Origin of the sequence: Vogesella sp. (assembly GCF_046297735.1) — a bacterium.
Lineage (GTDB): Bacteria > Pseudomonadota > Gammaproteobacteria > Burkholderiales > Chromobacteriaceae > Vogesella > Vogesella urethralis.
The window spans coordinates 1-26,448 of sequence record NZ_JBKBHK010000012.1 but is presented as its reverse complement, the minus strand read 5'-3'; the positions used below and the strand labels follow the sequence as shown (position 1 = coordinate 26,448).

21 protein-coding genes and 2 riboswitches are annotated in these 26,448 nt (G+C 64.4%); of the genes, 7 read left to right on the top strand and 14 right to left on the bottom strand.

Annotated features, from left to right (window positions below):
* Positions 1-251: 251 nt before the first annotated feature.
* The 9 genes from ACK4FZ_RS13650 to ACK4FZ_RS13610 form a co-directional block, all read right to left on the bottom strand.
* Positions 252-1,316, bottom strand: coding sequence for a porin (locus tag ACK4FZ_RS13650; RefSeq protein WP_409821751.1), 1,065 nt, complete (start codon positions 1,314-1,316; stop codon positions 252-254).
* Between the two features lie 119 nt (positions 1,317-1,435).
* Complete coding sequence (cobA, locus tag ACK4FZ_RS13645) at positions 1,436-2,194, bottom strand: uroporphyrinogen-III C-methyltransferase (protein ID WP_409821749.1); 759 nt, start codon at positions 2,192-2,194, stop codon at positions 1,436-1,438.
* Positions 2,195-2,305: 111 nt separating this feature from the next.
* Positions 2,306-4,999 carry a molybdopterin-dependent oxidoreductase gene (locus ACK4FZ_RS13640; RefSeq protein WP_409821747.1) on the bottom strand — a complete coding sequence of 898 codons (2,694 nt, stop codon included), beginning with the start codon at positions 4,997-4,999 and terminating at the stop codon, positions 2,306-2,308.
* Positions 5,000-5,029: 30 nt separating this feature from the next.
* Entirely contained in the window at positions 5,030-5,344 is a 315-nt protein-coding gene (gene nirD, locus ACK4FZ_RS13635) for a nitrite reductase small subunit NirD (protein WP_144371392.1), read from the bottom strand.
* A gap of 167 nt (positions 5,345-5,511) precedes the next feature.
* The gene (gene nirB, locus ACK4FZ_RS13630) at positions 5,512-7,944 is read right to left on the bottom strand and encodes a nitrite reductase large subunit NirB (protein ID WP_409821745.1); all 2,433 of its coding nucleotides are present in this window, start codon (positions 7,942-7,944) and stop codon (positions 5,512-5,514) included.
* A gap of 808 nt (positions 7,945-8,752) precedes the next feature.
* Positions 8,753-9,544, bottom strand: a complete 792-nt coding sequence (locus ACK4FZ_RS13625; RefSeq protein WP_409821743.1) for an ABC transporter ATP-binding protein — start codon at positions 9,542-9,544, stop codon at positions 8,753-8,755.
* Position 9,545: 1 nt separating this feature from the next.
* Positions 9,546-10,424, bottom strand: a complete 879-nt coding sequence (gene ntrB, locus ACK4FZ_RS13620) for a nitrate ABC transporter permease (RefSeq protein ID WP_409821741.1) — start codon at positions 10,422-10,424, stop codon at positions 9,546-9,548.
* Positions 10,425-10,435: 11 nt separating this feature from the next.
* Positions 10,436-11,698, bottom strand: coding sequence for a CmpA/NrtA family ABC transporter substrate-binding protein (locus ACK4FZ_RS13615; RefSeq protein ID WP_409821739.1), 1,263 nt, complete (start codon positions 11,696-11,698; stop codon positions 10,436-10,438).
* A gap of 244 nt (positions 11,699-11,942) precedes the next feature.
* Positions 11,943-12,521, bottom strand: coding sequence for an ANTAR domain-containing response regulator (locus ACK4FZ_RS13610; RefSeq protein ID WP_144371387.1), 579 nt, complete (start codon positions 12,519-12,521; stop codon positions 11,943-11,945).
* A 45-nt stretch (positions 12,522-12,566) separates the two neighbouring features.
* On the opposite strand from ACK4FZ_RS13610, the gene ACK4FZ_RS13605 reads away from it, so the two are divergent.
* The 3 genes from ACK4FZ_RS13605 to dbpA all read left to right on the top strand — a co-directional run bounded on the left by ACK4FZ_RS13605 (position 12,567) and on the right by dbpA (position 15,431).
* Positions 12,567-12,878 carry a TfoX/Sxy family protein gene (locus tag ACK4FZ_RS13605; RefSeq protein WP_409821737.1) on the top strand — a complete coding sequence of 104 codons (312 nt, stop codon included), beginning with the start codon at positions 12,567-12,569 and terminating at the stop codon, positions 12,876-12,878.
* Positions 12,871-13,443: a DNA-3-methyladenine glycosylase I gene (locus ACK4FZ_RS13600; protein WP_409821735.1), complete on the top strand. Its 573-nt coding sequence runs from the start codon at positions 12,871-12,873 to the stop codon at positions 13,441-13,443. Before ACK4FZ_RS13605 ends, ACK4FZ_RS13600 begins: the two co-directional genes overlap by 8 nt.
* Before the next feature lie 605 nt (positions 13,444-14,048).
* Positions 14,049-15,431, top strand: a complete 1,383-nt coding sequence (gene dbpA, locus ACK4FZ_RS13595; RefSeq protein ID WP_409821733.1) for an ATP-dependent RNA helicase DbpA — start codon at positions 14,049-14,051, stop codon at positions 15,429-15,431.
* Between the two features lie 78 nt (positions 15,432-15,509).
* Here dbpA and ACK4FZ_RS13590 read toward each other — a convergent pair whose 3' ends face one another.
* The 5 genes from ACK4FZ_RS13590 to ACK4FZ_RS13570 form a co-directional block, all read right to left on the bottom strand.
* Entirely contained in the window at positions 15,510-16,148 is a 639-nt protein-coding gene (locus ACK4FZ_RS13590) for a YitT family protein (RefSeq protein ID WP_144371376.1), read from the bottom strand.
* A gap of 193 nt (positions 16,149-16,341) precedes the next feature.
* On the bottom strand, positions 16,342-16,980 hold the full coding sequence (locus ACK4FZ_RS13585; protein WP_409821730.1) for a YitT family protein: 639 nt from the start codon (positions 16,978-16,980) through the stop codon (positions 16,342-16,344).
* A gap of 412 nt (positions 16,981-17,392) precedes the next feature.
* Positions 17,393-18,337, bottom strand: coding sequence for a homocysteine S-methyltransferase (gene mmuM, locus ACK4FZ_RS13580; RefSeq protein ID WP_409821728.1), 945 nt, complete (start codon positions 18,335-18,337; stop codon positions 17,393-17,395).
* A gap of 62 nt (positions 18,338-18,399) precedes the next feature.
* A complete protein-coding gene (locus tag ACK4FZ_RS13575; RefSeq protein ID WP_409821726.1) occupies positions 18,400-20,268 on the bottom strand; it encodes a methyl-accepting chemotaxis protein in 1,869 nt (622 codons plus the stop codon).
* A gap of 337 nt (positions 20,269-20,605) precedes the next feature.
* The gene (locus tag ACK4FZ_RS13570) at positions 20,606-21,496 is read right to left on the bottom strand and encodes a LysR family transcriptional regulator (protein WP_409821724.1); all 891 of its coding nucleotides are present in this window, start codon (positions 21,494-21,496) and stop codon (positions 20,606-20,608) included.
* Positions 21,497-21,598: 102 nt separating this feature from the next.
* Between ACK4FZ_RS13570 and ACK4FZ_RS13565 the strand changes: the two genes are divergently transcribed.
* The 4 genes from ACK4FZ_RS13565 (at position 21,599) to ACK4FZ_RS13550 (ending at position 25,999) form a co-directional block, all read left to right on the top strand.
* On the top strand, positions 21,599-22,246 hold the full coding sequence (locus tag ACK4FZ_RS13565; RefSeq protein ID WP_144371374.1) for an NAD(P)-dependent oxidoreductase: 648 nt from the start codon (positions 21,599-21,601) through the stop codon (positions 22,244-22,246).
* Positions 22,243-22,692 (top strand): nuclear transport factor 2 family protein, encoded by a 450-nt coding sequence (locus ACK4FZ_RS13560; protein WP_409821722.1) that lies wholly within the window; start codon positions 22,243-22,245, stop codon positions 22,690-22,692. Before ACK4FZ_RS13565 ends, ACK4FZ_RS13560 begins: the two co-directional genes overlap by 4 nt.
* Before the next feature lie 163 nt (positions 22,693-22,855).
* Positions 22,856-22,943: riboswitch (glycine riboswitch) on the top strand.
* A gap of 1 nt (position 22,944) precedes the next feature.
* Positions 22,945-23,040: riboswitch (glycine riboswitch) on the top strand.
* A gap of 148 nt (positions 23,041-23,188) precedes the next feature.
* Positions 23,189-24,445 (top strand): serine hydroxymethyltransferase, encoded by a 1,257-nt coding sequence (glyA, locus tag ACK4FZ_RS13555; protein WP_409821720.1) that lies wholly within the window; start codon positions 23,189-23,191, stop codon positions 24,443-24,445.
* 153 nt (positions 24,446-24,598) lie between these two features.
* Positions 24,599-25,999 (top strand): L-serine ammonia-lyase, encoded by a 1,401-nt coding sequence (locus ACK4FZ_RS13550; protein ID WP_144371371.1) that lies wholly within the window; start codon positions 24,599-24,601, stop codon positions 25,997-25,999.
* Positions 26,000-26,448 lie beyond the last annotated feature (449 nt).

The following is a 26,448-nucleotide window of genomic DNA, read 5'->3' as shown; positions in this document are numbered from 1 at the left end:
CTCTCTAACGTCTGGCACTGCGCAAGGTGCAGTACACGGGGGTATCCGTCGATAAAAGTAACACAATGGCGCCGCAGCGCCAGACCACGGCAGCAAAGATACAAAAATGTGCAATAAAATCACCAATAGCAACCAAAACCAGCCACAGGATTGCCATCAACACCCAATCACCCGGACCAAACCTGCCTGCCTGCCAGTCTCAATAAAAAAGCCAGCCCGAAGGCTGGCTGGCTTGATTGGCAAGGCTTGGCTTAGAAGTTTACCTTCATGCCGATACCCAGGCCGGTCGGGTTGGAGCCGGCGCCCACACCGCTCAGGCCGGCACCGCCGAAGGTACGGGTTGCTGCGTCTTCGTTGGTGATGCGGGTGTAGTAAGCGTAAGTCTGGGTGCGCTTGGACAGATCGTAGGTAGCGCCCAGGGTCAGCTGGTCGGCGCCATCCTTGGCGCCCGACTTGGACTCACCCATGGTGGCGTAGATCAGGCCAACGGCTACTTTGCCGAATTTCTGCTCGGCGCCTACAGTCCAGGCAGACTGCTTCAGGTCACCCGTGGATTTTTCGTTCTTCTCGTGCTCGTAACCCAGGCCCAGTTTGGTATCGCCAAACTTGTAACCCAGCGACAGCTTCATGAAGGTCTGGTCCAGATTGGTGTTACCGGCAACGGCGTTCTTTTGCTGCTGAACGTCGTAACCGAAACCGGCGCTCAGGCCACCATCGGTATAGCTGGCAGCCAGGCTCCAGCGCGCCTTGTTGGTGCGCGCACCGCCAACCGTGGTACGGACTTCGTCAAAACCGTAGGAAGCGCCGCCCTGGAAGCCGCTGTAGTTCTTGGTGTAGTAGTGGATGGAGTTCTGCAGACGGGCGTCGCCACGGCAGAACACCGCTTTGTCAGAGCATACGTCGGCGATGGTGTCACCCATGGTGTTGACCATGCCAGCCTTGGCGATCGACTTGTAAACGGTGTCGTTGTTACCCAGCAGGATGCGGCCAAAACCGCCTTCCACGCCAACAAAGCTGTTACGGGTGGCAAAAGTACCTTTGCGGGTACCGCCGTCGTCGATGGAGACTTCTTGCTCGATCTGCCACAGCGCCTTCATGCCGTCGCCCAGATCGTCAGTACCCTTGAAGCCCAGCTTGGTGGTGTTGGAGCTCAGGCGGTTAACCGAACCCAGGTTGTTGGCTGCATTGGTGGCGCCATCAGCCTTCACGTTTTCCACGGAAGCGTTCATGGTGCCGTAGATGGTAACGTCGGCCAGGGCAAACGGGGCGATCAGGGTAGAAGCAACAGCAGCAGCAAGCAGTTTTTTATTCAGCACGGTAAAACTCCGGTTGATGATGAAGTGGTTTCAAACACAAGCCGGGAATTTACCTGCCAATTATGTAAACACTGTTACCTGCGGCCAACAATCATGAATTGAATGCCCCAGCTCTGCCGTCACGCTACCGCACTACCCGCCTCCGCAGCCGGCAACGCCAGCTGCATCGCGTGCGCCACCACCTCGCCCAGAATGATCACCGCCGGGCTGGCCAGGCCGCTGGCGGCCACGTCGGTTTGCAGATGCGCCAGCGTGGTCACCAGGTGCTGCTGCTCGCGGCAGCCGGCGCGGTGCACCACCGCTACCGGCAAGTTGGCCGCAAAACCGGCGGCCAGCAGCTGCGGCACCAGCTGCGGCAAGCCGGCCATGCCCATGTAACAGACCACAGTCAGCCGGCTGTGCGCCAGGGCCACCCAATCCGGCTGGCTGCCGTCCTGCGTGTGCGCGGTGACCAGCGCCACGCCCCGCGCCACACCACGGTGGGTCAGCGGCAGGCCCAGGTCGGCACCGGCAGCAAAACCGGCGGTAATACCGTTGACGGCCTCTACCGCCACGCCGCGCTCGGCCAGCCATGCCCATTCCTCGCCGCCGCGGCCGAAGATAAACGGGTCGCCGCCTTTCAGCCGCGCCACCTGCCGCCCTTGGCGGGCGTAGCGCGCCATCAGCCGCAGTATGAAGGCCTGCGGCGTGGACTTACAGCCGCCGCGCTTACCCACCGGCACAATACGCGTGCCGGGGCGGGCAAAATCCAGAATGTCGCGCCCCACCAGGTCGTCCACCAGCCAGACGTCACAGGCCTGCAGCACACGCAACGCCTTCAGCGTCAGCAATTCCGCATCGCCGGGGCCGGCGCCGATCAACCATACTTTGCCACTCATGCTGCTTTCCTTTCTGCATCCGGGCCCGGGGCGCGGGCCGCTTTGCACGATACATCAAGCCAAAAGTTCTGCCAGACCGTTTTCTTATAACCAAATAGCCATATCCGGTACTTACACCGTCGCACGCTGACACAAGCGCTTCAGCTCCGGTACGCAGCTGCCGCAGCCGGTGCCGCAACGCAGTTCGCGCTGCAGGCCGGCCACGTCCAGCCCGCGCGCCACACCGGCGGCAATGGCGTCTTCACGCACGCCCTCGCAGCTGCACACCACCCGTGCCAGCGCCTGGCCGCCCGCCCTGCCCTGCAGCAGCGCCGCCAGGCTGGCGGGTGCTGCGCCACCGTCCAGCCACGCACTCAAGGCCGGCGCAGCCGCGGTATCACCGGCCAGCAGATAGCCCAGCGGCGTACGCCCGGCCAGCCACACGCGGCGCAGCACGCCGCGCGCCGGGTCGTCGAACGCGGCCAACAGCGCGCCGGCTGGCTGCAGCACGCTCGCCAGTTGCTGCAATACGTCTGGTGGCGGCGCCTCGGCCGCGGCCAGCTCCAGCTGCAAGCCGGGCTTGCCGTCCAGGCTGATGGCCACCGCCACCGCGTAAGGGAACGCCGCGCGCAGCGTGTCCAGCCGCGGCCGCAAGTTGGCCGCATCGCCCAATAGCTGCAAAGAAGCCCGCCACGGCAGCCGTGCCGGGGCCACACTGACGGCGGCCAACTTCAGCTCCGGCTGCTGCGAATGCGGGTCCACCGCGCGGCTAGTCAGCGCATTGATGCCAAGGCCGCCCAGCGTGGCGCTGCCCCAATGCATCGGTACGAACACCACACCGGGGCGCAAGCCCTCGTCGGCCACCACCGGCAGCACCGCGCTGCCGCGCTTGTTGCGCAGCGTGGCCAACATGCCGGCCTGCACACCGTGGCGGACCATGTCGCGCGGGTGCATCGCCAGCTGCGGCAACGTTTGGTGGCGGGTCAGGCCCGGCACCAGCGCGGTACGGCTCATGCTGTGCCAGTGGTCGCGCAGGCGGCCGGTAGTCAAGCGCAGCGGAAAGTGCGCCGACACCTTGTCGGCCGGCGGCTGCCAGCCGATGTCGGCAAAGCGAGCGCGGCCATCGGACGTGGGGTAGATGCCATCGCCGTACAGCCGGCTGCGGCCAAGCTGGCCGTCAAACGGCCATTGCTGCGGCCCCAGCCGGTCCAGCAATGTGTAGTTCAGCCGGCTGTAATCGAGGTCGCGTCCGGCGGTGGTGCCGGCGTGCTCGGCAAACACGGCGGCCGCGTCGGCGAACGCAAACAAGCCCGCCCGCTCCGGGGCAATGCGGGCGGCCAGGCGCTGCGCCACGTCGGCCACGATGCACCAGTCCTCGCGCGCCTGCCCCGCCGGTGGCAGCGCGGCGCGGACGCGGCTGATGCGGCGCTCGCTGTTGGTAACGGTGCCGTCTTTTTCCGGCCAGGTAGCGGCCGGCAGCACAATGTCGGCAAACGGCAGCGTGTGGCTGCTGGCAAACGCTTCCTGCACGATGACGCACTCCACTTTCTGCAAGGCGGCACGCACCAGCGCCTGGTCCGGCAGCGAAAACGCCGGGTCGGTACAGGCGATCCACAACACCTTGATGCGCCCGGCGGCGGCAGCCTCGAACAGCGCTACCGCCGGCAAGCCGGGGTTGGCCGGCAGCGCCGGCACGCCCCACAGCGTGGCCAGTTCGGCGCGGTCGGCAGCGCTGGCCGGGTCGCGGTGGCCGGGCAGCAGCGTGGCCAGCGCGCCTACCTCGCGCCCGCCCATGGCGTTGGGCTGGCCGGTCAGCGAAAACGGCCCGGCGCCGGGGCGGCCGATGTGGCCGGTAGCCAGGTGCAGGTGGATCAGCGCCGCGTTCTTGTCGCTACCGTTGCTGTACTGGTTCAGCCCCATGGTGTAGCACGACAGCGTGGCCGGACTCTGGGCAAACCAGCGCGCGGCGGTGACGATGTCGTCCTCGTGCACGCCGCACAGCTGGCTGGCGGCGCGCGGCGTGTACTCGCGCAAGCGCGCCCGCAGCGCGGCAAAGCCTGCGGTGTGCTGCGCGATGTAGTCGCGGTCGATCAGCTCTTCCCAGATCATCACGTTGAGCATGGCGTGGAACAGCGCCACGTCGGTGCCCGGCAACACCGGCAGGTGCAGGTCGGCCAGGCTGGCGGTGTCGGTGCGGCGCGGGTCGGCCACGATGATCTTCATCGCCGGGTTGGCCGCACGCGCCGCCTCCAGCCGGCGGAACAGCACCGGGTGCGCCACCGCCATATTGGCGCCGGCGATGAACACGCAGCCGGCGTGGTCGAAGTCTTCGTAGCAAGCCGGCGGCGCGTCGGCACCCAGCGTGCGCTTGTAACCGCTGACCGCGCTGGACATGCACAGCCGCGAGTTGGTATCGACGTTATTGGTACCCACCAGCGCCCGCGCCAGCTTGTTGAACAGGTAGTAGTCTTCGGTCAGCAGCTGGCCCGAAAGGTAAAAGCCCACCGCGTCCGGGCCATGCTCGGCAATCGTGGCGGCGAGCCGGCTGCTGACCGCGTCCAGCGCGCTGTCCCAGCTCACCGGCTGGCGCGCTTCGTCCTTGCCGGTGCGCAGCTGCGGCTGCAGCAGGCGGCTGCCGGCCACGCCCACGCTCTGCCCCAGCGTACGGCCCTTGCTGCACAGGCGGCCGAAGTTGGCCGGGTGCTGCTCATCGCCCTCCACCCGGATACTGCCATCCGGCTGCGGGCTTACCCGCACGCCGCAACCGGTACCGCAGTAACAGCAGACGGTGGCGATGTCGCCTTGCGATGCGCTTGTGTCATTCATGCTCGCTCCTTGCGGCCAACCTTGCCGTGCTCAGTCCAGCGCCAGGTAGACGGTGCCGTCTTCCAGCTTCAGCGGGATGTGGCCGCTACAGCCTTCGTCCGGCGCGCAGGCCTGGCCGGTGGCCAGATCGATATGCCAGTTGTGCAGCGGGCAGGCCACGCGATGGCCTGACACGATGCCCTGCGACAACGGCCCGCCCTTGTGCGGGCAGCGGTCCAGCAGTGCAAAGGCCTGGTCGTCCACGGTGCGGAACACGGCGATGTCGACCTGCCCAGCCCGTTTCAGTACCCGCGCGCCCTGCGGCGGGATGTCTGCCAGACGGCAGACGGCTTTCCAGTTGCTCATGTTTGTTTTCCTTTTTTTGGCCACGAAAACATACGAAAGAACACGAAAACGGCACCACTGATGTCAATGGTGACGAGGCAGGCATGGCAGCCGTTTCCCCTAGCGCAGCAACAGGCTTGTGCTTTTTTCCGTGCTGTCGGTGTGCTTCCGTGGCGACATCAGATTTTCTACATCGTCAGCGGCGCAAACTCGTGCTGCGCCACGCCGCCTTGGTAGCGTTCGGCCCACGGGTCTTGCTCGAACGACAGCGCAAACTTCAGCCGCGCGTACAGCTCGCTACGGTTGGCCGCATCGTCCAGCACGCGCTGCTTGATGTAGTCCATGCCTACCCGCTGCAAAAAGTGCACGGTGCGCTCCAGGTAGAACGCTTCCTCGCGGTACAGCTGCAGGAAAGCACCGCTGTACTGCATCACCTCGTCGTGCGTTTTCACCTTGCAGAAGAACTCGGCCACCTCGGTCTTGATGCCGCCGTTGCCGCCGATGTACAGCTCCCAGCCGGAGTCCACGCCGATGATGCCCACGTCCTTGATGCCGGATTCGGCGCAGTTGCGCGGGCAGCCGGACACCGCCAGCTTCACCTTGGCCGGGCTCCACATACCGAACAGGTCTTTTTCCAGATCGATGCCCATCTGGGTGGAATCCTGGGTGCCAAAGCGGCAGAACTCGCTGCCGACGCAGGTTTTCACCGTGCGCAGGCTCTTGCCGTAGGCGTGGCCGGACGGCATGTCCAGCTCGCGCCACACCGCCGGCAGGTCTTCCTTCTTGACGCCCAGCAGGTCGATGCGCTGGCCGCCGGTCACCTTCACCAACGGAATGGCGTACTTGTCGGCCACGTCGGCAATACGCCGCAATTCGGCCGGGTTGGTGACGCCGCCCCACATGCGCGGCACCACCGAGTAGGTGCCATCCTTCTGGATGTTGGCGTGCACGCGCTCGTTGATGAAGCGCGCCTGCGGGTCGTCGCGCGCCTCGCCGGGCCAGCTGGAAATCAGGTAGTAGTTCACCGCCGGGCGGCACGTGGCACAGCCGTCCGGACTGCGCCAGCCCAGTACGCGGAAGGTGTCGGCCAGGCTGGTCAGGTGCTGGTCGCGGATGGCCTGGCGCAGCTGGCCGTGGGTGATGTCGCTGCAGCCGCAGACCGGCTTTTCCGACTTGGGCTTCACGTCGGCGGCACCGCCGACGCAGCTGATCAGGATCTGCTCCACCAGCCCGCTGCACGAGCCGCAGGAGCTGGCCGCCTTGGTGTGCTTCTTCACGTCGTCCACGGTAAACAGGCCTTTTTCCTGGATGGCCTTGACGATGGTGCCTTTGCACACGCCGTTGCAGCCGCATACTTCGGCGTCGTCCGGCAGGCCGGCGGCACGGTTCTGGCCCTGGTGGCCGGTGTCGCCCACCGCGCCCTCGCCCAGCATCAGTTGTTCGCGGATGGCGTGTACCGGCTGCTGCTCGCGGATCAGGCGGAAGTACCAGGCGCCGTCGGCGGTATCACCAAACAGGCAGGCGCCGACCAGCTTGTCGTCCTTCACCACCAGCCGCTTGTAGATGCCGCCCACCGGGTCGGACAGCGTGATGTCCTCGCAGCCGTCGCCGCCCATGAAATCGCCGGCCGAAAACACGTCCATGCCGGTGACCTTCAGCTTGGTACTGGTGGCCGCCGGTACGTAGCGGGCAATGCCGAAACGCGCCAGATGGTTGGCCGCCACCTTGGCCATGTCGAACAACGGCGCCACCAGGCCGTAGCTGACACCACGGTGGCTGACGCACTCGCCCACGGCGTAGATGCGCGGGTCGAAGGTTTGCAGGTGGTCGTTCACCACCACGCCGCGGTCGCAGTACAGGCCGCTGGCTTCGGCCAGTGCGTAGTTGGGGCGGATGCCTACCGCCATCACCACCAGCTCGGCCGGCACGCTGCTGCCGTCGCGGAACTGCACCTCGGCCACGCGGCCGTCGGCGCCGGCCACCAGTGCGGCGGTCTGCGTTTGCAGCAAAAAGCGCAGGCCTTTGGCTTCCAGGCTTTGTTGCAGCAAGTTGGCCGCCGTGCGGTCCAGCTGGCGATCGAGCAGCCATTCGCCCAGGTGCACTACCGTTACCTGCATGCCGCGCGCCAGCAGGCCGTTGGCGGCTTCCAGCCCCAGCAGGCCGCCGCCGATCACCACCGCGTGGCGATGGTTGGCCGCAGCGGCGATCATGGTTTCCACGTCGGCAATATCGCGGAAGGTCACCACGCCGGGCAGGTCTTTGCCCGGCAGCGGCAGGATGAACGGGCTGGAGCCGGTGGCCAGCAGCAGCCGGTCGTACGGCACGCTGTGGCCGTCGGCAGCGTGCACCACACGACGGGCGCGGTCGATGGCCGTCACCGGCTGGCCCAGATGCAGCGTGATGCCGTGCCCGGCGTACCAGTCCAGATCGTTCAGCACGATGTCGGGCAGCGTCTGTTCGCCGGTCAGCACCGGTGACAGCATGATGCGGTTGTAGTTGGGGTGCGGCTCGGCGCCGAACACGGTGATGTCGTAGGCGTCGGGCGCCAGCCGCAGCAGCTCTTCCAGCGTGCGCACGCCGGCCATGCCGTTGCCCACCATGACCAGTTTGGGTTTGTCCATTGTTGCGTCCTTTCCAGCCGGCTGCGCCACCGCGGCTTTGCTGCGGCACAGGCCAAAAAAAAAGCCCGCTACCGTGGGCACCCCCACGGCAGCGGACTTCCTTGTCCCGCTCCTGCGCCGCCATTGGCGCAAGAGACCTTTGCGTATTATTGCTACAGCAACTGCCGTGCCAGCCTGACAGGTCCGTTTCCGCCGCTTTTGCGGCCAACCTGGCCTGTGGCTGGTGCACGGCCGCACCAGTTTGCGGCATGCGGCCCTGCTTGCCCCGAGGCGGCGCAGCCAGACACGCCAATGAAAAAACCGGGCACAGGGCCTAATACCAGTCAGTTAAGCGAATGTGCTTGGTTTTCGCGTAGCAGTACGTGAGTGAAGCGCCCCATCCCGTTGGCGCGAGCCGGTCAAAATGGTGTGCCCCAGGGTTGTGCTGAGCGAATCGAAGATTCGCACGCGCAAGACGCCGATTTGTTTGAGCCCCGAGCCGTTAGAGATCTGCGTGCAAATCTTTGATTTGCTCAGCGATGCGAGTTCGGCGGCGCCTGGGGCGTGCCATCTTGAACGGGGTTTCGAGCAGCCCCGGGTTGCGGGGTCTGCGTGCGAATCTTTGATTCGCTCAGCGATAGAAAAGGGGGCGGCAATCCGCCCCCTTTCCCGTTTGCCGGGCGGAACCGGCATGTAAGCATGCGTCCGCATCGCGGACACACACTAGCGTACTTTAATCCCTAACCAAAAAACGCCAGTCAGCGCTAACTGACTGGCATTAGACACGGGGCCCGGTATCAACGCGCTTGGCGGGGCAAACTATTACCGGCTAGGCCGCTTCCCGCTTGTGCTTCTGATACAAGAAGTCCAGCACCGCGCTGCGGCAGGCGTGGTAGGCCGGGTCGCTGGCCAGTGCCAGCCGGTTGCGTGGCCGTGGCAGGTCGACGTGCAGGATGTCGCCCACGGTGGCGGCCGGGCCGTTGGTCATCATCACGATACGGTCGGACAGCAGCACCGCCTCGTCCACGTCGTGCGTCACCATCACCACCGTGCTGCCGGTCTTGTCGACGATCTTCACCATCTCGTCCTGCAGGTTGGCGCGGGTCAGTGCGTCCAGCGCGCCGAACGGCTCGTCCATCAGCAGCACCTTGGGCTCCATCGCCAGCGCCCGGGCAATGCCCACCCGCTGCTTCATGCCGCCGGAGATCTCGTGCGGGTGCTTGTCGCGGGCGTGCTGCAGGCCCACCAGCGCCAGCGCGGCGTCGGTGCGTGCGGCCAACTGTGCCTTGCTTTCCTTGCTGCCGAACACGCGTTCCACCGCCAGCAGGATGTTGCCGTAGCAAGTGAGCCACGGCAGCAGGCTGTGGTTCTGGAACACTACTGCGCGCTCGGGGCCGGGGCCGTCGATTTCGCGGCCGTTGCACAGCGCAATGCCGTCGCTCGGGTCCAGCAGGCCGGCGATGATGTTGAGCACCGTGGACTTGCCACAACCCGAGTGACCGATCAGCGACACGAACTCGCCCTGGCGGATGGTGAGGTTGACGTCCTGCAGCGCGACGAAGCGGCCTTTTTTGGTATCAAAGTGCTTGTGGATGTTTTCCAGCTCGACAAAGCGGTCCATGTCAGTTCTCCTGCCCGAAGCTGGCCTTGCGCGCCAGCCATACCAGGGCTTGTTCCAGCAACAAGCCCACCAGCCCCACCACGAAGATGGCGATCAGGATGTGCTCCACGTTCAGGTTGTTCCATTCGTCCCACACCCAGAAGCCCAGCCCTACGCCGCCGGTGAGCATTTCGGCGGCCACGATCACCAGCCAGGCCGTGCCCACCGCCAGCCGCACGCCGGTCAGCATATGCGGCAGCGTGGCCGGCAGCAGGATAACGGTAAATACCTTCCATTCCGACAGCCGCAGCACGCGCGCCACGTTCAGGTAGTCCTGCGGTACGGCGCGTACGCCGGCGGCGGTGTTGAGGATCATCGGCCAGATGCTGGAGATGAAGATCACCCAGATCGACGCCGGGCTGGCGGCCTTGAACACCAGCAGGCCGATCGGCAGCCAAGCCAGTGGGCTGACCGGGCGCAGCAGGCTGATCACCGGCGCCGTCATGCGCGCCAGAAAATCGAAGCGGCCGATCATGAAGCCCAGCGGAATGCCCACCAGCGCCGCCATGCCGAAACCGGCGCCGACACGGCCCAGCGACATCAGGATGTTCCAGCCTATGCCCTGGTCGTTGGGGCCGTTCTGGTAGAACGGGTCGGCAAACAGTTCGCGTGCCGAGGCCCAGGTGCTGACCGGGCCGGGCAAGCTGCCCTTGCTCAGCTGCGACACCAGCGTCCACAGCAACAGAAAGGCCAGCAGGCCCAGCAAGGGCGGCACCACGGCGCGCAGCAGCGGCACCAGCGGTGCCACCAGCGGGGTGGCGGCCAGGCGGGCTACCGGCGACGCCGGCTTGCGGCGGCGCGGCAATGCCAGGTTGGCCGCAACGGGTTTGGCAACAGTCATGTCACACCTCCTCAGGCCTTGATCTTGAAGCTGGCAGCGTAGGCAGCCGGGTTCTTGCCGTCCCACACCACGCCGTCGATCAGCTTGCTGCTGCGCATGTCACTGGCCGGCACCGGCACGCGGGCCATGGCGGCGGCGTCTTTGTAGACAGCAATCTGGTTGATCTGCTTGGCCACCGCCAGGTAGTCGGGGTCGGCTTTCAGCAGGCCCCAGCGCTTGTGCTGGGTCAGGAACCACATGCCGTCAGACAGGTAGGGGAAGTTGACCTTGCCGCCGTCGAAAAACTTCATCAGCTTGGGGTCTTGCCATTTCTTGCCCAGGCCGTCTTCGTAGGCGCCCAGGAAGCGGCCTTCGATCACCGGCTCCGGCGCGTTGACGTAGGCCTTGTCGGCGATCAGCTTGGCTACTGCCGCGCGATTTTTCACGTCGTCGATGTAGCGCGAGGCTTCCAGCAGCGCTGCCACCAGCGCACGGGCGGTATTGGGGTTCTGTTTCACCCAGTCGCCGGTGGTGCCCAGCACTTTTTCAGGGTGGTCGGGCCAGATCTGCTGCGTGGTGGCCACGCTGAAGCCGATGCCGTCGGCGATGGCGCGGGCGTTCCACGGCTCGCCCACGCAGTAGCCGTCCATATTGTCTACGCGCATATTGGCCACCATCTGCGGCGGCGGCACCACGATGGTTTTCACGTCTGTCAGCGGGTTCACACCGTGCGCGGCCAACCAGTAATACAGCCACATGGCGTGGGTGCCGGTGGGGAAAGTCTGGGCAAAGGTGTACTCGCGCGGCTCGGCCTTGATCAGTTTGGCCAGCGCCGGGCCGGTGGTGGCGCCCTTCTCTTTCAGCTGGTTGGAAAGCGTGATGCCCTGGCCGTTCTGGTTCAGCGTCATCAGCACCGCCATGTCTTTCTTGGGGCCGCCCACGCCCAGGTGCACGCCGTAGATCATGCCGTACAGCGCGTGCGAGGCGTCGAGCTCGCCGTTGACCAGCTTGTCGCGTACTGCCGCCCAGCTGGCTTCCTTGGACGGCACGATGGTGATGCCGTATTTCTTGTCGAAGCCCATCTTCGAGGCCACGATCACCGAAGCACAGTCGGTCAGCGGGATGAACCCCACCTTGACTTCGGTTTTTTCCGGTTTGCCCACAGGGGCAGCCAGCGCTTGCAGGGCAAAGCCGGCGGGCAAGGCGGTAGAGGCCATCAGTGACAAGGCTCCCTTGAGAAAGTCGCGGCGGGCGGCCGCCAGGGTGTGGGTATCGGGTTGCTGACGCGTTTTCATGTTTGCTCCTAAGCGGTAGCCACAAAAGAAAAGCGTCCGTCGCCCTCTCGTCAGAAAGGGCAACGGACGCCGTTGTCCGTACTCCCAGGCTTGCGCCGCCGTTGGCACCTTCCTGTTGAATGTGTTGGCGCTACCTTGCGCCTGCTGTCACGTCAGCAAGTGCCGTGCCAGCCTTGAAACCGTGTTTTGCTACCTGCCGGCGTAGTTTGTGCACCGCAATAGCGCGGCCACGCACCAGCGCAGCTCAGCCTTGCAGCCATTCGGCCAGGCTGATGATCTCCTGCGCCACGTCGGCCAGCCGCTTTTGCTGTTGCATCGCGCGTTCGCGCAGCTGCTTGTAGGCGGTCTGCTCGTCCAGGCCTTTCATCTGCATCAGCAGGCCCTTGGCTTTTTCGATTACCTTGCGCTCGGCCAGCTGCTGCTGCGCGCTGGCCAGCTCGCTACGCCGTGTCTGCTCCAGCTGGTGACGCTCGATGGCCACCTCCAGCAAGGGCTGGATGCGGGCGGCTTCCACGCTGCCCACCACGTAGGCGGCCACGCCGGCCGACAGCGCGGCGCGGATGGTGTCGCGGCGGCTGTCGTCGGTGAACATCACCACCGGCTGGCCGTGGCGGGCGCCCATCACGCACACCTGCTCCAGCATGTCACGCGACGGCGCGTCGCTGTCGATCAGCACTACGTCGGGCCGGGCCGCAGCCAACATGTCGGCCAGCTGCAGGTTGGCCGCCACCTCGGCCACCACGCGCACGCCTGCCGCCGCCAGCGCTTCCTTCAGCGCGGCGGCCTTGCCGGAGCCATCGTTGACCAGCATGACGCTTAACATGGGTAACCTGTCCTTCGGGTGGATTGGCCACATACGCAGCAAGGTTTGTGCCATGCCACTGACACCACGCTGGCAGCAGCGCCGCGTTACACTGGCGGCATGAACGCTACCGCCAACCTCGGCCCGGCCTCGTGGCGGCTGTTGCAGGCCGCCGGCATTGCCGACCTTGCCGCCTTGCGCCAGCTGGGCGCCGTTGCTGCTTACCTGCAAGTGAAGCGCAGCGGGCAACACGCCAGCCTGAACCTGCTATGGGCGCTGGAAGGCGCGCTGAGCGGCCGCCACTGGCAGCAGGTAGCGCGCGACGACCGCCTGCGCTTGCTGCTGGCACTGGAAGACCTGGAGAAAATGCATGACTGAACTGACACGCTGCGGCTGGTGCGGCGACGACCCGCTATACATGGCCTACCATGACCACGAATGGGGCAAACCGGTACACGACGACCACAAGCTGTTCGAGATGCTGATACTGGAAGGCGCGCAGGCCGGGCTGTCGTGGATCACCATCCTGCGCAAGCGCGAGCATTACCGCCGCGTGTTCCATGACTTCGATCCGGTGAAGGTAGCGGCGATGACCGACGCCGACGTCGAGCGCCTGTTGCAGGACCCGGGCATCGTGCGCAACCGGCTGAAAGTGAACAGCGCCATCCGCAACGCACGGGTGTTTCTGGCCATGCAGCGCGAACACGGTAGCTTTGCCGCCTGGCTGTGGGCGCAGGTGGACGGCCAGCCGGTGCAGAACCACTGGGCTACTTTGGCAGAGGTACCGGCCAGCACGCCGCTGTCCGACCAGGTAAGCAAGGCGCTGAAGAAAGCCGGCATGAATTTTGTCGGCAGCACCGTGATCTACGCTTTCCTGCAGGCTACCGGCGTGGTGAACGACCACCTGCTCAGCTGCCCCGAACACCCGGCCAACCGTGATTAGGCCGCTTGTATGCAGCAACTGCGTGCTGCCATTACGCTAGCAGGTATTCATGCAAACCTGCACTGTGGGCCAACTGGCGATAACGATCGCTCTGGCGCAACTTGCGCATAGCCCGCTTTGAATTGCCGTGCCCAATAGTTTTGCTTAGACCCAATGGTAAAACCTATCGTCAACGGCAGCCGCGCCAGCACTTGCCCTCCCCAACGCAACGGCGCCCCAACTGAATGCGGGGCATGCGCAGCAGATAGTCGCCCACTGCTTTTTCCATGACTGCGACGTCTAAGCGACCAAGCTGCAGCTTGCGCAAATTAGTTTCATCGTCGCGTGCTGGGTCAAGCTGCATACCGCTGCTCAGAATGCGTTAGCCGTAGTTGTAGCCCAGCCCAGTACCAACACGCATTCCCTTGAGTGCACCCAGGCAGGCTGCAACGGTGGAAATTGCCCAGGCAGCCGACGGTGCGCTGTAGTTTGCCGACGACCGCAACGGCCAGCTGTTGCGGCTGGTAGCCCGCCCGCCGCGCTGACATCGCACCAGCAAGGTTGGCCGCAAGGCCGCTAGCTGCTACACTCCGCGCCTTGCCAACGCAACCTAACGCCAAGTCATTGTGAACAAAGCCAAATTCAGCACCCTGCAACTGCCGCCGGAAGTCCTGTCCAACCTCGATAGCCTGGGCTACACCAGCATGACCGCCATCCAGGCGGAAAGCCTGCCCGCCATCTTGGACGGCCGCGACGTGATCGCCCAAGCCAAGACCGGCAGCGGCAAGACCGCCGCCTTCGGTCTGGGCCTGCTGACCAACATCAACCCGCGCTGGTTTGCCATCCAGGCACTGGTGCTGTGCCCCACCCGCGAGCTGGCCGACCAGGTGGCGCAGGAAATCCGCCGTCTGGCGCGCTGCATCGACAACATCAAGGTCATCACCCTGTGCGGCGGCACGCCGATGGCGCCGCAACGCGCGTCGCTGGAACACGGCGCCCACATCGTGGTGGGTACCCCGGGCCGCCTGCAAGACCACCTGTCGCGTGGCACGCTGGAGCTGGCCGGCGTGAAAACGCTGGTGCTGGACGAAGCCGACCGCATGGTGGACATGGGCTTCATCGAAGAGATCGTCGGCATCGTGCGCGCCTGCCCGCGCAACCGCCAGACGCTGATGTTCAGCGCCACCTACCCGGACAACATCCGCAAGCTGGCCGAGCAGTTCATGAAGCAGCCGCACTTGGTGAAAGTGGAAGCGCTGCACGACGCCGGCCAGATCGAACAATGGTGGTACGAGATCGACCCGGACGACCGCCTGGACGTAGTCGCCCGCGTGCTGCACAGCGTGCGGCCAACCTCTGCCCTGGCGTTCTGCAACACCAAGCAGCGCTGCAAGGAGCTGGTAGCCGAACTGCAACAAGCCGGCTTTAGCGCCGAAGCGCTGTACGGCGAACTGGAACAGCGCGACCGCGACCAGATCCTGGCCCGCTTTGCCGGCAAGACCATCACTGTGCTGGTCGCCACCGACGTGGCCGCCCGTGGCCTGGACATCAAGGACCTGGACCTGGTGATCAACGTGGACGTGGCACATGACCCGGAAGTGCACATTCACCGTATCGGTCGTACCGGCCGCGGCGACAAGCACGGCCTGGCGCTGACGCTGGTGAGCCCCAGCGACGCCCGCCGCGCCGCCAGCATCGAGGAATACCAGAAAGCCGAGCTGGCCTGGGAAGACCTGGCCGACCTGAAACCGGCGCCGGGCGGCCCGCTGCTGCCGCCGATGGTGATGCTGGAGATTGCCGGCGGCAAGCGTGACAAGCTGCGCCCGGGCGACATCCTGGGCGCCCTCACCGGCGAAGGCGGTATCCAGGGCACGCAAGTGGGCAAAATCACCGTGTTCGAGTTCAACACCTTCGTGGCGCTGGACCGCCACATCGCGCAACAGGCTTTCGACCGCCTGAGCGTGGGCAAGATCAAGGCCAAGAGCTACAAGATGCGGTTTGTGGCATAAGCCGCCCGCAACGTGCAGGCCGCATGAAAAAAGCCAGACAGTATGCACTGTCTGGCTTTTTCACGCCCTGCCGGGGCATCAGGTACCGATGTAGCGATCCGGCCGGTGGTTCATGGCGATGATCATGTTCAGCGCGGCAGCGCCCAGAATGGAACCCAGCAAGGCCGGTACACTCACCAGGAACAGCGAGGCCAGCAGGATGACCAGGTCCAACCCCAGCTGCAGCTTGCCAGCGCGAATGCCGTAGCGGTCCTGCACAAACAGCGCCAGGATGTTGACGCCGCCCAGGCTGGCCTTGTGCCGGAACAGCGCGATAAAGCCCATGCCCATCATCAGGCCGCCGATCAGGCCGCTGTAGAACGGGTTCAAGCCATCAAAATGGGCAAACTGCGCGTGCAGCCCGGTAAACAACGACAGTAGCGTCACCGCAGCAAAAGTCTTTAAGGTAAACACCCAGCCCATGCGCTTCACCGCCAGCCAGTAAAACGGCAGGTTGATCAGCGAAAAGGCCACGCCGAAAGGCACGCCGGTCTGGTAGTGAACCAGGAAAGCCAGCCCTGCCGTGCTGCCGGTGAGCAGGCCGGCACTCTTGAACATGGCCACGCCGAAGGAAATCAGCAGCGTGCCTACCAGAATGGCCAGCGCGTCTTCCAGCCAGCTATGGCCCAGCGCGTCGTCAGCCGCCGGTGGCGGCAAAGCAGAAGCAGTAGCGGTCATATCGGAATCTCTATTGCGATGCAACAATTTCATCATTTTACCAATACTGCCAACATTCACAATTAACAAGCATCAAGTAGTTGCATATCCACAATAAAAAGCAATTTACAACCCACAAAGCCAAGCAAGCGGCACATGGCACACCCCTACCCCATGACAAGCAGGCAGTACCGCAATTTTTGACCCTGCCGCGTCAGGACTGGGCTATGTAACGATCCGGCCGGTGGTAAAAACCGATCACCAGGCTCATGGCGGCAGCACCGATCAGCGAGCCCAGCAATTGCGGCCAACCCGCCACCAACAGCGCGCCCGCCATCACCAGCAAATCGAAACCGAACTGCAACTTGCCGGCACGCATGCCGTAGCGCTGTTGCACGTACAGCGCCAGGATATTGACCCCGCCCACGCTGGCCTTGTGGCGGAACAAGGCAATCAGGCCCATGCCAATCAGCAGGCCGCCCAGCAAGCCGGTGTAGTAAGGATTGAGATTGCCCGCAAACGGAAACAGCGTGCGGTGCAGGCTGGAAAACAACGACACCAGGCCCACGGCCACAAAAGTGCGCAGCGTGAAAGCACGCCCCATCTGGCGCAGCGCCAGCCAGTAAAACGGCAGGTTGATGATGAAGAACAGCCAGCCGAAGGAGGCACCGCTGTAGTAGTGCAGCAGGAAGGCGATACCGGCGGTGCCGCCGGTAAGCAGGCCGGCCTGCGCGAACATGGCCATGCCCAGGCCGATGAAGGAGGTGCCGATCAGGAAGGCCAGCAGGTCTTCTGCCCAGGTGTGTGCCAGCGGATTGTGTCCGCTTTTCAGGCACTTGCTTTCGCTTGTCATGGTAGTACCGCTTGCAGTTGTCAGGACCGCGCCCTGCCCGCCGGGTAAGCAGGCGGACGCTGCACTGCAGCAAGCAACAAGCTTGCCAACGCCGGCACCGGCTGGCAGCGGTGGCAATATGCGGGGGCCCAGGCAAATGGCCGCGCCCGGCAGAGCGGCAAGGTTGGCCGCAACACCCGCCAGTGCGCGGCATGGTAAGGGCGGAGATGTGCCGCGGCCTTGCCCCAAGCGCATCAAGGGCTGTCCGCACCGCAGACAGCCCTTGTTACGACTTACCCACTCCTGCCCGCACCACACCTACCCGACACCGGCAAGCACCCGCGCCCGAAAATATCCTGTAAAAACAAAACCCTGCTTGCAGGGCAAACAGGGTTGTTTAGGCCAGCCTGCGCGGCAGGCACCCGGTGCGGGCTTAGCGTTGCGGACGCAGCCAGGCGCTAAGCGAGCGGATGTCTTCCGGCGTGGTGCGGCAGCAGCCGCCAATGCAGGCGGCGCCAGCGGCACGCCACTGGCGCGCGGCGTCGGCAAAAGCGCCGGGGTCGCTGCTGCCGTGCCAGGTCTTGGTAGTGGCGTCGTAGCTCTCGCCCGAGTTGGGGTAAGTCAGCAGACGTTTGCCCGAAACCCGTGCCGCCTCGCCCAATAATGGTGCAATGTGGCGCGGCGCAGTGCAGTTGACGCCGACAGCCACAATCTGCGGGAAGTCAGCCAGCGCCGCTACTGCGTCGGCCAGCGGTGTACCGTCGCTGAGGCTGGCGCCATCGCGGCAAGAAAAACTCACCCAGGCGCGGGCGTCGGGAAACTCGTCGCGCAGCAAGGTAGCCAGCGCCAGCGCCTCTTCGGCGCAAGGGAAGGTTTCGCCGGCCAGCAAGTCGGGGCCGGCTGCCAGCAGCGCCGCCAGGCGCGGGCGATGGAAGTCCATCAGTTGCTGCACGCTCAGGCCGTAGCCACCACGGTATTCGGAACCATCGGCCAGCATGGCACCGTAGGGGCCGACCGATGCCGCCACCAGCGGCCGTTTACGGCCAGCCAGGTTGGCCGCATCGGCGCAAAAGGCATCGCGTGCTTCCTGCGCCAACCGTACCGATTGCTGCATCAGTGCCACTGCCTGCTCGTGGCCGATGCCGCGCTTGGCAAAGCCCTCGAAACTGGCCTGATAGCTGGCCGTGGTGGCCACGTCGGCACCGGCGGCGTAGTAGTCGTAGTGCACCTGGCGGATCAGTTCCGGCGCTTCCAGCAGCACGCGGGCCGACCACAACGCGTCGTTGAGGTCGCAGCCGCGACGCTCCAGTTCGGACGCCATCGCGCCATCCAGAATGATCACATCATCAATAGCCACCTGGGCCAACGGGTCTTGCATAGCTGCCTCTGCATAAGCTACAAGCCCGGCATGCCGGGCTTGTGTGGTTAGGTACTGAATGGTTACAGGCGGAACTTGGCAACCAGCGATTTCAACTCGTCACCACGTGCAGCCAAGGTATTGATCGTGGCCAGCGCTTCTTGCAGGCTGGTATCGGTCTGCTGTGCCATCACGTTCACGCGCTCGGCGCTGCGGGCCATTTCGTTAGTAGCCACGCCCTGCTCGGCGGTGGACGAGGTGATTTCGCTCATGCGCGACGAAATTTCTTCTGCGCTGTGCTTGATCTCTTCTACTTTGCTGGCCGCTTCACGCGACAGGGTCACGCCAGAGCTCACTTTCTCGTTGGTCACGTCGGCGTGGCTGATGGCCTCGCCGGTGCGACGGATCACGGTGTCGATCATCTCGGCAATCTGCACGGTGGCGGTAGCGGTGCGCTCGGCCAGCTTGCGTACCTCGTCGGCTACCACGGCAAAGCCGCGGCCGCTTTCGCCGGCACGGGCCGCTTCGATGGCGGCGTTCAGCGCCAGCAGGTTGGTCTGGTCGGCAATATCGCGGATCACACCAACAATGCCCTTGATCTGCTCGGACTGGCCGGACAGGCTGCCCATCACGCCATGCAGCGACGATACCGCGTGCAGGATGGACTGCACTTCACGCTCCACTTCGGTCATGGCACGGTAACTTTCCACCGAGTTGCTGCGCGAACGCGATACCAGTGCCTCGGTCTCGCCCACGTGGTCAGCAATATGGTTGATGCTGACGGTGATTTCCTCGATGGTCGCCGCAGTGGCCGACAGCTCGCTGGACTGTACGCGCGAATCCTGGGCGATCTGCTCGGCCACCCGGTTCAGGTCGGCGGCATCACGCGCCAGCGCTTCCGACTCCTCACGCACGGTGATGAACATTTCGCGCAGCTTGGCAACAAACTGGTTGAACGCCTCGGCAATCTGCCCTACTTCATCGCGATTGCCCACCGGCAGGGTTTTGGTGAGGTCACCCTGGCCACTGGCCACTTCGGCCATGGCTTTGTGCAGCACGTTGAGCGGCGCCAGCATCTTGGCTACACCGGCGTAGGCCAGAATACCTGCCAACAGCAGGCCGGCAACGGCCAAGCCTAGCATCACCGTCAGCAGCTGCTTCACCGGTGCCAGTGCCGCGGCTTCCGGAACTACCACACCAAACAGCCAGCTGGTTTTCGGAACCGGGTACAGGGCAATCAGGCTGGTTGCGCCGTCGATGTCAGCCTTCTGGATCTGACCATCCTTGCTCAGCGCGCCAAGATCCAAGCCGCCGATCACTTCACTTACCTTTTTCAGGCCGGAATCCTTCTGCGGGTGGGCAATCACGTCGCCCTCGGCAGTAATCAGGAAGGCGTAGCCATCACCAGGCAGTTTGGCGGCGGTGACTTCTTGCACCACACGCGCCAGGGTAACGTCACCACCGGCAACAGCAACCAGATTACCGCCATCTTTGCGTGCCTGGGCAAAGGTGATGATCGGGCGCTTGGTGGCGGCATCGATGTACGGCGGCGAGGCGATCGGGCCGGCTGCATCCTTGGCTGCGATGTACCACGGACGAACGGTCGGGTCGTAGCCCGGCGGTACCGGAGCAGCACCGCTGAACTGGGTCATGGTTTTGTCCGGCTGGCCGACGTACATGTCGTCGAAGCCACCGGCGTCACGGGCTTGGTCCAGCATCGGTTTCAGTTCGCCGGTGCCGAAGCGCGGCAGTACCGAACCTACGATTTTCTGGCGGCTATCCACCCATTCACTGACAAAGCTCACCTTGTTGTCGGCAGCCATCTTGATCTCGTTCTGGATTTCCTGCTCCAGCGCAGAGCTCATTTTCCAGTACGCCACGGTACAGAACACCACCGACAAAGCGGTGAGTACCAGCAGCACAAAAACCATCAAGCGCGTGCGTAGTGTCATGATCGGAGCTTCCCCTGTTTGTCATTAGTGACGTGTTATTCGGACTGCGGGATGGTACTACCAAGCTCGCTAGCCAGATTCGCGGTACAACACAAAACAATTTGCATACAAAATACTTGAAGAACAGCCCATAAAAATGCTGGCTGGCGATTAAAAGCGATCGATTCACCTAACCTTTAAGTATTTTTATTAAATTTACTACGTAATTGATAGCCATAAAGCAGCAAGACATCGATATCACACAGACTCTATATGTTTGTTAGACAAAAATGGCAGTACATACAAGTTTTCAAGCAAGCAACATCCATGACGATGTCAATCTTTGCGCATTATTTCATCAGCCGCGAGTGAATTTCTGTTGCAAGAATGCCATAGCGTGCCGCACCTTGGCCGGCAGCACGTCGCGCCGCGGCGTGACGGCGTACACCGGCAGCGCCGGTGCCTGCCACTCGGGCAATACCCGTTGCAAGCGCCCGGCGGCCAGCTCGCCTGCCACTTCCGGTGCCGGCTGCATCGAAATACCCATGCCATCCAGCGCAAACGCCCGTGCCGACAGCATGCTGTTGCTGGCAATGCGGCACTGCAAGCGCAGCACTTCCACGTCGCCCTCTCGCTGCAAGCGCAGCGGCGTCAGGCCATGGTCCTGCTCCAGGCCTATCCAGTCGTGCTGGTACAGCTGGCCCGGCTGCTGCGGCTCGCCGCGCGCCGCCAGATACGACGGCGCCGCCACCAGCACAAACGGCCAGTCGGCCAGATGGCGCGCCACCAGCGTGGAATCGGACTGATTACCGGCTCGCAATGCCAGGTCGATGCGGTGTTGCACCAGGTCGATCATCTCGTCTTGGAAAAACAGGCGCAGGCTGAGGCCGGGGTTGGCCGCCAGTAACGGCGCCAGCGCCTGCCCCAGTACCCCGCCGGCAAAACCGCTGGGCGCGGCAATGCGCAGCTCGCCCACCGGCTCGTCGCGCAATGCCGCCATCTGCACGCTGGCTTCACGCGCTGCGGCCAACATGGCAGCGCAACTGCGGTAAAACACGCTGCCGGCCTCGGTAAGCGTCAGCTTGCGGGTGGTCCGGTGCAGCAGCGCCACCTGGTGTTGCTGCTCCAGCAGCCGCACATGCTGACTAACGGCCGACGCGGTCATGCCCAGCGCGCGCCCGGCCGCGTTCATCGAGCCCTGTTCGATTACGGCGGCAAACACCGCCATGCTGCGTAGCGCTTCCATCATCAACCTCAGCTTAACAATTATTGAATTTTACAGCGGATTATCAGCCAAAACCGGGTGATCTACCATGCAGTCATTCCCCTCCCCCACCCGAAAGGACACAGCATGAACATCGCACTCATCGGCGCCAGCGGTTTTGTCGGCCAAGCCCTGCAACAGGAACTTCTGGCCCGCGGCCATCACGTTACCGCCCTGGTCAGCCGCCCGGAACGCGTTGCCGCTGCGGCCAACCTCACCGTCAAGGCCAGCAACGCCTACGACGCCGACGCCATCGCCCGTGACGTGGCCGGCCACGACGTGGTGATCAGCGCCTTCAACCCGGGTTGGGACAAAGCCGACATCCGCACGCTGTTCCTGCAAGGCCACGACGCCATTGTGGCCGGCACCAAGGCCGCCGGCGTGGCACGCTTCATCGAAGTAGGCGGCGCCGGCAGCCTGTACGTGGCACCGGGCCTGCAGCTGATCGACACCCCGCACTTCCCGGCCGAATACAAGGAAGGCGCCGAAGGTGCACGCCAGGCGCTGAACAAGCTGCAAGACGAAACCGTGCTGGACTGGGTATTCGTATCGCCGCCAGCCATGCTGGCCCCGGGCGAGCGCAGCGGCCAGTACCGTCTGGGCGCCAACGAACTGCTGATGGACGGCGACGCGCCGGCCGGCATCAGCGTGGCCGACCTGGCGGTAGCCATCGTGGACGAGGCCGAACAGGCACGTCACCATCGCCAGCGCTTTACCGTAGCTGCCGCCCAATGAAGCGCCTGCTGAGCGCGGCATTGTTGGCCGCAGGCCTGGCTACCAGCGCTCTGCCGGCGCTGGCCGGCCCGCGCGAAGACGCCAACAAGGCGCTGGTGCTGGCCTTTTACGATGCCGCCTTCACCCGGCTGGATGCAGAACAGGCAGCCAGCTACCTGGCACCCGGCTACATCCAGCACAACCCGGAGGTGGCCAACGGCGTCGCGCCGCTGCAAGACTACGTACGCTGGATCCGCGCCAATAACCCGCAAAGCCGCGCCAGCATCAAGCGCGTGCTGGCCGACGGCGACCTGGTGATGCTGCACGTGCACAGCCAGGACAAGCCCGGCGATCTGGGCGTGGCGGTGGTGGACATCTTCCTCGTGCAGGACGGCAAGATTGCCGAGCACTGGGACGTGATCCAGCCGGTGCCGGCCAAAGACGCCAACGGCAACGGCATGTTCTGAGCGACCCTTGCCCGCACCACCCCGCCCCCGCCCGGCTGTTGCCTGCGGGGGCGTTTTGCTGCGTTCGCACATCGATAAATCTGCCGCACGCATTGACAGCGGCAAGCGCGGTCTTCTAGATTCTGCAAGCCAGGCCGGACTGCAGCTCACCGCGACAGCCACGGCCGCGGCCACAGGAGAGACTGCCTACGCGGCAGCGCCGAAGGGGAATCGCCCCGGAAACTCTCAGGCAAAAGAACTGTGGACGCGAGGCACTCTGGAGAGAAGGTTGGCCGCAAAGCCGCCTCGCCGAAGGACACCCGGTGCGCAATCGCGCGCCGCAATATCTCAGGCACAAGGGACAGAGGGGGCATCGTCCGGCATGGCCGGTCGGGTGCCGTCGCCTTTGTGCCAGCCATGCCCCGCCCGCCCCTGCCGTCACGCGGCACCCTGGGCACCCGCCAAAGAGCCATGCACACGGCTGCTGCCAGCAGCCAGACACGACATGGAGACAGATATGTTCACGCAAGACATGCAGATTGCCGGCTTCGACGACGCACTGTGGGCCGCCATCCAGGCCGAAAACCAGCGCCAGCAAGACCACATCGAGCTGATTGCCTCGGAAAACTACACCAGCCCGCGCGTAATGCAGGCACAAGGCACACAACTGACCAACAAGTACGCCGAAGGCTACCCCGGCAAGCGCTACTACGGCGGCTGCGAGCACGTGGATGTAGTGGAGCAGCTGGCCATCGACCGCGCCTGCCAGCTGTTTGGCGCCCGCTACGCCAACGTGCAGCCGCACTCCGGTAGCCAGGCCAACGCCGCCGTGTACATGGCGCTGCTGCAACCGGGCGACACCATCCTGGGCATGAGCCTGGCCCACGGCGGCCACCTTACCCACGGCGCCAGCGTCAATTTTTCCGGCAAGATCTACAAGGCGGTGCAATACGGCATCAACACGGAAAGCGGCGCCATCGATTACGACGAGGTGCAACGGCTGGCCGTCGAGCATCAGCCCAAGATGCTGGTAGCCGGCTTCTCCGCCTACTCGCTGGTGGTGGACTGGGCGCGCATGCGCCAGATTGCCGACAGCGTTGGCGCCTGGCTGTTTGTGGACATGGCGCACGTCGCCGGCCTGGTGGCGGCCGGGCTCTACCCCAGCCCGCTGCCGCACGCCCACGTGGTGACCACCACCACCCACAAAACCCTGCGCGGCCCGCGTGGCGGCCTGATCCTGGCGGCCAACCCGGACGAGGCGCTGGTGAAAAAACTGCAATCGCTGGTTTTCCCCGGCATCCAGGGCGGCCCGCTGATGCACGTGATCGCCGCCAAGGCAGTGGCCTTCCTGGAGGCGCTGCAACCCGAGTTCAAAGCCTACCAGCAGCAAGTGCTGGATAACGCCCGCGCCATGGTGGCGGTGTTCCGCCAGCGCGGCTATACCGTGGTATCCGGCAAAACCGACGACCACCTGTTCCTGCTGAGCCTGATCGACAAGGGCCTGACCGGCAAGGCCGCCGACGCGGCGCTGGGCGCGGCCTGCATTACCGTCAACAAGAACGCGGTGCCGAACGACCCGCAAAGCCCGTTTGTGACCAGCGGCATCCGCATCGGCACCCCGGCCATTACCAGCCGCGGTTTCGGCAGCGCCGAAGCCGGCCAGGTAGCGCACTGGGTATGCGACATCCTGGACGATATCGATAACGCCGACGTCGCCGCCCGCGTACGGCGCCAGGTGGCCGAACTGTGCGCGGCGTTCCCTGTGTATCGTTAAAACGCACTGCAGCATCGGTAGTGCACACAGCGGCGGCATTGCTCAGTACAATGCCGCCGCTGCCCCGGCAGCACCCACCCACCATGGCCCACCCGGCCGGACAGACAACACCCGTGGCGCCACCCGCGCCCGCACCATAAAAAGAGAAGCAGCATGGCTATCAGCGTATTCGACCTGTTCAAGATCGGCATCGGCCCGTCCAGCTCCCACACCGTTGGCCCGATGCGTGCCGCCCGCCAGTTTGTAGCGCGGCTGGAAAAAGACGGCCTGCTGGCCGCCACCGCCAGCGTGAAAGCCGAGATGTTCGGCTCGCTGGGCGCCACCGGCAAAGGCCACGGTACCGACACCGCCGTGCTGCTGGGCCTGCAGGGCGAACACCCCGACCTGGTCGATACCGACGCGGTAGACGGTATGCTGGCCGCCATCCGTGCCGACAAAGCCATCCGCCTGCTGGGCAGCCACGTGGTGCCCTTTGTCGAAGGCGAACACCTGATCCTGCACAAACGCAAAGCGCTGCCCTACCACCCCAACGGCATGATCTTCGAAGCGTTTGCGGCCAACGGCGACAGCCTGTCCAAGCGCGCCTATTACTCGGTGGGCGGCGGCTTCGTGGTGGACGAAGCCGCCATCGACGCCGGTTTCACCCCACCCGGCGTCACCGAGCTGAAACACCCGTTCAAGACCGGTGCCGAGCTGCTGGCGCTGTGCCAGCGCCACGGCAAATCGATCAGCCAGATCATGCTGGAAAACGAACTGGCCTGGCGCAGCGAAGACGAAGTACGCGCCGGCCTGCTCAACATCTGGCGCGTGATGCAAGGCTGCGTGAAGCGCGGCTGCGAGCGCGAGGGCATCCTGCCTGGGGGCATGAAGGTAAAACGCCGCGCTGCCGACATGTACCAGAAGCTGCTGGCCTCGCCGGAAGCCGCGCTGCGCGACCCGCTCACCGTGATGGACTGGGTCAACCTGTACGCGCTGGCGGTCAACGAAGAAAACGCCGCCGGCGGCCGCGTGGTGACCGCACCCACCAACGGCGCGGCCGGCATCATCCCGGCGGTGATGCACTACTACGCCCGCTTCATTCCGGGTGCCAACGACGACGGGATCGTACGCTTCCTGCTGACCGCCGGCGCCATCGGCATCCTGTTCAAGCTGAACGCGTCGATCTCGGGCGCCGAAGTGGGCTGCCAGGGCGAGGTAGGCTCGGCTTGTTCGATGGCCGCCGGCGGCCTGGCCGAAGTGCTGGGCGGCACGCCGGAGCAAGTGGAAAACGCCGCCGAAATCGGCATGGAACACAACCTGGGCCTCACCTGCGACCCGGTAGGCGGCCTGGTGCAGGTGCCGTGCATCGAGCGCAACGCGATGGCGTCGATCAAGGCCATCAACGCGGCCCGCATGGCGCTGCGCGGCGACGGCCAGCACTTTGTGTCGCTGGACCGCGTGATCAAGACCATGCGCGACACCGGCCGCGACATGAGCACCAAGTACAAGGAAACCGCACGCGGCGGTCTGGCGATCAATGTGATCGAGGTGCCGGTGAATATTGTGGAGTGCTAAAGACTTTTATCGATTCAAGCTTGTGAGTACGGCACCCGCAGCCCGTTGGCGCGAGCCGTACAAAAGCATAGCCCCCAGGTTTTAAGCCGCCGATTTGTTTGAGCCGCGTGACGTTAGCACGCGGCGAGTTCGGCGGCGCCTGGGGGCTGTGCTTTTGGGCGGGGTTTCGAGCAGCCCCGGGTCGCCTTTTCTTTGGGTACTTTCTTTTGGCGACGCAAAAGAAAGTACCCCGTCTGCCGGGCGGAACCGGCAATGCAAAACACAATCCGCGCAGCGGATTCAATACGGGATGACCGTAGAGACCAATATGGCACGGCCTATCTCCTGCTGTAGCGTCGCGCGCATTTTGGCACATTTTCACGCCGCTTTTGTCACCCGCCGCGCTGGTCGCTTCGCTAGGGTATTGGCACAGCCAGGCTGCGCCACGGCCTAGAACAATCCTCCCATTG

Coding starts and splice junctions, on each gene's coding strand:
- glyA (WP_409821720.1), top strand. CDS start 23,189: ATGTTCACGCAAGACATGCAGATTGCCGGCTTCGACGACGCACTGTGG.
- cobA (WP_409821749.1), bottom strand. CDS start 2,194: ATGAGTGGCAAAGTATGGTTGATCGGCGCCGGCCCCGGCGATGCGGAA.
- ACK4FZ_RS13640 (WP_409821747.1), bottom strand. CDS start 4,999: ATGAATGACACAAGCGCATCGCAAGGCGACATCGCCACCGTCTGCTGT.
- ACK4FZ_RS13560 (WP_409821722.1), top strand. CDS start 22,243: ATGAAGCGCCTGCTGAGCGCGGCATTGTTGGCCGCAGGCCTGGCTACC.
- ntrB (WP_409821741.1), bottom strand. CDS start 10,424: ATGACTGTTGCCAAACCCGTTGCGGCCAACCTGGCATTGCCGCGCCGC.
- ACK4FZ_RS13565 (WP_144371374.1), top strand. CDS start 21,599: ATGAACATCGCACTCATCGGCGCCAGCGGTTTTGTCGGCCAAGCCCTG.
- ACK4FZ_RS13610 (WP_144371387.1), bottom strand. CDS start 12,521: ATGTTAAGCGTCATGCTGGTCAACGATGGCTCCGGCAAGGCCGCCGCG.
- mmuM (WP_409821728.1), bottom strand. CDS start 18,337: ATGCAAGACCCGTTGGCCCAGGTGGCTATTGATGATGTGATCATTCTG.
- ACK4FZ_RS13575 (WP_409821726.1), bottom strand. CDS start 20,268: ATGACACTACGCACGCGCTTGATGGTTTTTGTGCTGCTGGTACTCACC.
- ACK4FZ_RS13570 (WP_409821724.1), bottom strand. CDS start 21,496: ATGATGGAAGCGCTACGCAGCATGGCGGTGTTTGCCGCCGTAATCGAA.
- ACK4FZ_RS13585 (WP_409821730.1), bottom strand. CDS start 16,980: ATGACAAGCGAAAGCAAGTGCCTGAAAAGCGGACACAATCCGCTGGCA.
- nirB (WP_409821745.1), bottom strand. CDS start 7,944: ATGGACAAACCCAAACTGGTCATGGTGGGCAACGGCATGGCCGGCGTG.
- ACK4FZ_RS13625 (WP_409821743.1), bottom strand. CDS start 9,544: ATGGACCGCTTTGTCGAGCTGGAAAACATCCACAAGCACTTTGATACC.
- nirD (WP_144371392.1), bottom strand. CDS start 5,344: ATGAGCAACTGGAAAGCCGTCTGCCGTCTGGCAGACATCCCGCCGCAG.
- ACK4FZ_RS13590 (WP_144371376.1), bottom strand. CDS start 16,148: ATGACCGCTACTGCTTCTGCTTTGCCGCCACCGGCGGCTGACGACGCG.
- ACK4FZ_RS13600 (WP_409821735.1), top strand. CDS start 12,871: ATGACTGAACTGACACGCTGCGGCTGGTGCGGCGACGACCCGCTATAC.
- ACK4FZ_RS13550 (WP_144371371.1), top strand. CDS start 24,599: ATGGCTATCAGCGTATTCGACCTGTTCAAGATCGGCATCGGCCCGTCC.
- ACK4FZ_RS13615 (WP_409821739.1), bottom strand. CDS start 11,698: ATGAAAACGCGTCAGCAACCCGATACCCACACCCTGGCGGCCGCCCGC.